At 41.8% G+C, this 5227-nt stretch carries 7 protein-coding genes; 6 read left to right on the top strand and 1 reads right to left on the bottom strand.

The features are described 5' to 3' along the window. Nucleotides 1-85: 85 nt before the first annotated feature. From AUJ82_03720 to AUJ82_03700, 5 genes are all read left to right on the top strand, one after another. Nucleotides 86-637 (top strand): hypothetical protein, encoded by a 552-nt coding sequence (locus tag AUJ82_03720; GenBank protein OIO60129.1) that lies wholly within the window; start codon nucleotides 86-88, stop codon nucleotides 635-637. Nucleotides 638-695: 58 nt separating this feature from the next. Then, entirely contained in the window at nucleotides 696-1802 is a 1107-nt protein-coding gene (locus AUJ82_03715; protein ID OIO60128.1) for a hypothetical protein, read from the top strand. A 107-nt stretch (nucleotides 1803-1909) separates the two neighbouring features. Continuing rightward, nucleotides 1910-2296 (top strand): hypothetical protein, encoded by a 387-nt coding sequence (locus AUJ82_03710; protein OIO60127.1) that lies wholly within the window; start codon nucleotides 1910-1912, stop codon nucleotides 2294-2296. 2 nt (nucleotides 2297-2298) lie between these two features. Beyond that, nucleotides 2299-2727: a cytidine deaminase gene (locus tag AUJ82_03705; GenBank protein OIO60126.1), complete on the top strand. Its 429-nt coding sequence runs from the start codon at nucleotides 2299-2301 to the stop codon at nucleotides 2725-2727. A gap of 42 nt (nucleotides 2728-2769) precedes the next feature. Beyond that, the gene (locus AUJ82_03700) at nucleotides 2770-4032 is read left to right on the top strand and encodes a hypothetical protein (GenBank protein OIO60125.1); all 1263 of its coding nucleotides are present in this window, start codon (nucleotides 2770-2772) and stop codon (nucleotides 4030-4032) included. A 5-nt stretch (nucleotides 4033-4037) separates the two neighbouring features. On the opposite strand, the gene AUJ82_03695 is transcribed toward AUJ82_03700, so the two are convergent. Continuing rightward, the gene (locus AUJ82_03695; GenBank protein OIO60124.1) at nucleotides 4038-4448 is read right to left on the bottom strand and encodes a peptide-methionine (R)-S-oxide reductase; all 411 of its coding nucleotides are present in this window, start codon (nucleotides 4446-4448) and stop codon (nucleotides 4038-4040) included. Nucleotides 4449-4507: 59 nt separating this feature from the next. On the opposite strand from AUJ82_03695, the gene AUJ82_03690 reads away from it, so the two are divergent. Then, nucleotides 4508-4981, top strand: coding sequence for a hypothetical protein (locus AUJ82_03690; protein OIO60123.1), 474 nt, complete (start codon nucleotides 4508-4510; stop codon nucleotides 4979-4981). Nucleotides 4982-5227: the final 246 nt, after the last annotated feature.

The raw sequence follows: 5227 nt of genomic DNA, 5'->3' as shown, positions 1-5227 counted from the left end.
TCTTTAATTTAATAAATCCCGTTAACCAACAGTAATAACAATGAGTCGTTCAGAAAGACAATATGGCCCTTCGGTATTCCCCCCAATGCCACGACTCGAAACTGAACGGTTGATACTGCGCCCAATGTGTTTGTATGACGCAAAATCGATACGCAGACTGGCGAATGATCCCATTGTTTCTGATACCCTAGAAATGCCACATCCTTATGAGGAAGGGGTTGCGGAAGACTGGATTATGGGACAACCAGATGGTTGGCGAGAGCGTGGGGAACTGTTTCTGCTGATTACGAACAAAGAAAACCGAGTCTCCATGGGCTCTACCAGTTTGTTTATAGACGTAAAGAATAGAAAAGCTGAATTCGGCTATTGGCTAGGAACCGAATACTGGGGGTACGGCTATGCAACAGAAGCGGCAGAAGCGATCATTGAATTTGGCTTTCTCACACTTGGCTTAAACCGGATGGAAGGCTATCACTTGGCCCGTAACCCCAAATCCGGACGCGTGCTTCAGAAATTAGGATTCCAGAAAGAGGGATGTTTACGCAAATCATTCTCCAAGAACGGTTTATTTGAAGACATGGTTGTTAACGGCTTATTAAAGTCTGAGTACCTGGCGTTGAAAAGTAAAGAGGTTTAACATACCGCTTTAAAAATAATCTATTGCAAATCAGTATAATTTATGCATAATTCACTGGATGAACTTAAAGGGATTCCCGTTTTATATAAATAAATTTATCAATAAAAAGAATAAAGATAGCGATAATTCTAGTAAATTATCAAATAAGCCAAAAAGCACTTTTGATGTATTTGGAAAGGATGTGACGGTTTATATTTGTTCCTTTCTTGAGATTAAGGATCTTTGCAAAAAGGCTATGCGCGTCGATAAAGAATTTAGCGTGGCCGGTTATGAATGCCTTAGGATCGATTCTAAGGCTAGAAAAGTGGAGTTGCTCGAGATTAATGACGATCGAGTAAAGACATATTGCTTGAAATATTGTTGCGGAGTAAAGCTACCTCATTTTAAAGAAAGAATCTTCAATTTTGATCAAGAGCAAATCTTTAATATTCAGGATAATACGAGTTCTGATGGTACAGGTACAGTAAAAAGCATAGATGAGGGTACCTTTACTCAAACATCTGAAATGTTGTTGTTTATGCAAGCCTGGGAAATGTTGTTAAAGTGCACCAAAGCGGAAAAGAGGGAAATTGGACTTGGGTTTTCAAGACAAGTGGAGCAATTGTTAATGAGTGATGCTGAAACAAGCGAGCTGAAAAACAATGATTTAAAGGATGTCTTAAAAGTAATCAGCTATATACGCTTGATGAATGAGCAAGGTATAAACAAAGACAGCTTTGAAGAATTAGAGAAGCGGCTTTCCCTGAGAATAGCCAAATGGAGCCCTATACAAGAGAGGAAACTTTGCATTCACAATGATTACTCTCTTGCTATTAAGCTTTTGTTTGAGAATGGCGTAGAAGATTGTGAGGAAATAGATTTTTTTGAGGAAAGGTCATATTTTGGTAAATGGGCGGCCTTCGAAGCATATTGGAGGATAATTTATCTAGAAAGGATGCTCGCTAAGCCAAATACAGCACACCCAGATCAATTAGTCGAGTACTACACAAAAAAAGCAGGGGAGAGTGAAGTAACGGATCTTTATCTTAATCTAGGCAGTAAATTTTTAGAAAAGGGGGATCTTATTAACGCAGAATATTGTGCTAGGAAGGCAGAAAAAGATGGAGAGCAACTATACAAATACATAGAAGCCGCGTATGCGAAAAAAAATAAGCATCGTTTTTAGGCGTTATTAATATTCTAAAAGTGTTGATTTTCAATATCGGAAAATTTAGTATTAGTTAAGATCGTTTTACCCCCCCCTCACGATTTAACTTTTACCTTGTTAATTACATGGACGACCCCAAAAAGCTAGATAAATACGAAGAATGTCAACATTTGGAGCCCTTTGAAAAAAATTGGGCCATGATTGCTCACGCCAGTGCCCTTCTACAATTTTTCATTCCAGTACTGGGAGGGATTATTGGGCCCTTTATCGTATGGGTACTGAAGCGCGATACATCGGCCTATGTCGATGATCAAGCAAAAGAGGCAATCAATTTTAATATTACCATTTTCATATATTTGGTGATTTCGCTCGCCCTGGTATATGTATTGATCGGGTACATCCTATTACCGATTATTTTCCTGACTTGGCTGATATTCGTCCTGATTGCGATGATCAATGCTAGTAATGGCAAGCGATATCGTTACCCGCTAACGATTCATTTCATTCATTAAGAATGGAAACCGTTACGATTAACGAACTCAGCCCTACTGAGAAAGAAATCCTCAGCGCTGCCGAATCTGCGAAACAAAATGCCTACTGCCCGTATTCTCATTTCAGTGTTGGGGCAGCTTTGCTATGCGCTGATGGCCAAATCATTACCGGTGTAAATGTTGAAAACATTTCTTATGGGCTGACAAATTGCGCGGAACGTTCCGCCATCTTTAGCGCCTATTCTCAGGGGCTAAGAGACTTTAAGCTGCTTGCGATAATAGCATCGAGTAAAGACAACGCATTTAAAGAGGTTGTAACGCCCTGTGGAGCTTGTCGGCAGGTGATTGCTGAAACGATAAAGGATATTCCTATTATTTTATCTAACGCAACAAAAGATAAGATTTGGCGAACGAAGATAAGCGAGTTATTGCCCGACAGCTTCGATATGTAAACCGAAATTGACTCTGCTAACGAGCTTTGATTTACTGTTTAAGTGAGTAATACACAATCTTCCAGGAAAGATCGAAAGGCATTTTTTGCTTGGGCTGCCATTTCTATATTTTATTTATTCCAGTACGTCTTGCGGGTTACTCCCGGCGTGATGGTAGAAGAATTGCGGCACGAGTTTACCTTAACCGCGGAGCAATTTAGCACCTTTGGGGCTTATTACCTATATGCGTATTCCTTATTACAAATCCCCCTTGGTATACTGTTAGACAGGGTAGGGGTACGAAAAGTGATTCTATTCTCAATTGCTGTGTGCACAATTGGCTCATTTCTGTTTGGGTTGGCAGAGGAAGTGTGGGTTGCGCAATTAAGCCGACTGTTGATAGGAGCAGGCTCAGCGAGCGCGTTTATGGGAGCCCTCAAAGTGGCGGCAGACCATTTTGCGCCCGGCAAGCGCGGGTTTTTTATCGGAACAACCCTGACACTCGGCACATTTGGAGCCTTAACCGCGGGTAAGCCATTAGTCCTGCTCGTAGAAGCCACCCATTGGCGAAACGCCGTCGTAGTATGTTCGGCAGTAGGGTTGGCTATATTTTTGATAGCCTACAAGCTACTTCCACGTTATGCGCAAGACGTGCCGCACGAAAAAAATTTCTCGTTTGAAAGGCTGTTTAAGCAAATTGGACAAGTCATGACGACCTGGCGTGTGGTGCTCTTTGCGCTTCTTTCTATCGGCCTATATGCACCCTTGTCCGTATTAGCAGACCTTTGGGGAACGGCCTTCTTTATTACAAAATTTGGCTTCGAAAAAGGCCAGGCGGCCCAAATTATTATGCTCCTTTACGTGGGGCTTGCTATTGGTTGCCTTATCATGCCCGGATATTGTGAGAAAAAAGGCATCCTGAACCTGGGCATACGGATCTGCATAATCTCACTATTCGTGCTTTATTCTATGATCTTGTACGGGCCAGCGATGGGCGCAATTACACTATCGGTAGCGCTACTGCTTATCGGTTTCTGCGGTGGAGCAGAGATGATGTGCTTCACCGGAGCAGTTTCCGGGGCAACAACCTACAATACCGGCTTAATTATCGGTTTTGTTAACACCTTTAATATGTTAGGAGGCGCTATTATCCAGCATTTGGTTGGCTTTAGACTGGATATTAAATGGGATGGCGCCATGAACGAGCATGGCGTTAGAATTTATACGACAGAGCAATTCACCTACGCATTATCAATGCTTGTCATTATTGTAGGCGTGAGTGTTCTGTTGAGTTTGTTTTTGCCGAGAATGCGCAAGACGAGCTAGTAACCTTACTTTTCGGCTTCAAACTCGAGCGCTAAAGAGTTTACACAATAACGGATGCCTGTAGGTGATTTCTTTTCGGTATCGGGTTCATCTTTAAATACATGTCCCATATGCGAGCCACATTTTTTGCACATGACTTCTGTACGCTCTAGGCCAAAAGAATGGTCTTCCGCAGTAATAAGGGCATCGTCTGCAACCGGTTTGCTAAAACTGGGCCAACCTGTACCGGAATCGTATTTGGTATCACTTGAAAAAAGCGGCGCGCCACAGAAAGTACATTTGTATTTGCCTTTTTCGTGGTGATTGCAATATTTGCCGCTAAAGGCGGGCTCTGTTCCCTTTTGACGACATACCCTGTATTGCTCTGGAGTCAACAATTTGCGCTTTTGCAGTAGCCTTTTTCCTTTTTCTTCCATAACATCTTAAATATAGCATGTATTAGGCCAAAAAACAATATGCAAAGCCCCTTTTAGTGATGAAAAACACTTACCTCACCCCTGCGGAAATAAAGGCGTTTGTCCAACGGAAACCAAATGAACCGGAAGCAGACAAAAAGCGCACGGAATACTACGTTAATCTATATGAGCGAAACATCGGTAATACCCGTTTTCCGAGTTGGAACTGGTCTGCCTGCTTGTTGGGGGTGTTATGGTTTCTGTATAGAAAGATGTACTTTTATTCGTTTGCTTTTGTCGTGCTCTCTTTCTTTTATCCGAATACGATATGGATCCTTTCCGGGCTATTTGGCAATGCGCTATACTTTCACCATGCGAGGAAGAAAATACATAAGGGTCATACGCATTCAGGTGTAGATTATGTTAGCCCGGTGATCCTTACAATTGCCTTAATGGGAGGTCTGCTTTGGTTTATTTTTTCCTCAGAAACCTTTCAGACGTTCCGGCAGTTTGCGATAGACTGGTTTGTTGAATATTTTAAGGACTGGGTTTGATTCACATTGATGGGGGAAGCACTGCCTCGTGTATAGCAAAGCTCCCTTGGTTAAGCCTCCTAGAGGAAAGGTCTTAGACCGGCTTCTTTCATCTCACTTATATCAAATTGGGTGTGCCCAATAAACAAGTATAGTATTCGACAATACAAGTGCAAAGCAGTTTAATTATGGGTTATCCAGCGCCTCTACTTGTGTTATCTATACAAGCGTTTAATTCAACCTGTTTCTATGAAAATAAATAATTTA

This window comes from Verrucomicrobia bacterium CG1_02_43_26, from assembly GCA_001872735.1.
In the GTDB taxonomy this organism is placed as follows: Bacteria; Verrucomicrobiota; Verrucomicrobiia; order Opitutales; family CG1-02-43-26; genus CG1-02-43-26.
The sequence above is the reverse complement of the archived record's forward strand: the minus strand, read 5'-3'. Positions and strand labels throughout refer to the sequence as shown.

Coding starts and splice junctions, on each gene's coding strand:
- AUJ82_03720 (OIO60129.1), top strand. CDS start 86: ATGCCACGACTCGAAACTGAACGGTTGATACTGCGCCCAATGTGTTTG.
- AUJ82_03715 (OIO60128.1), top strand. CDS start 696: ATGAACTTAAAGGGATTCCCGTTTTATATAAATAAATTTATCAATAAA.
- AUJ82_03710 (OIO60127.1), top strand. CDS start 1,910: ATGGACGACCCCAAAAAGCTAGATAAATACGAAGAATGTCAACATTTG.
- AUJ82_03705 (OIO60126.1), top strand. CDS start 2,299: ATGGAAACCGTTACGATTAACGAACTCAGCCCTACTGAGAAAGAAATC.
- AUJ82_03695 (OIO60124.1), bottom strand. CDS start 4,448: ATGGAAGAAAAAGGAAAAAGGCTACTGCAAAAGCGCAAATTGTTGACT.
- AUJ82_03690 (OIO60123.1), top strand. CDS start 4,508: ATGAAAAACACTTACCTCACCCCTGCGGAAATAAAGGCGTTTGTCCAA.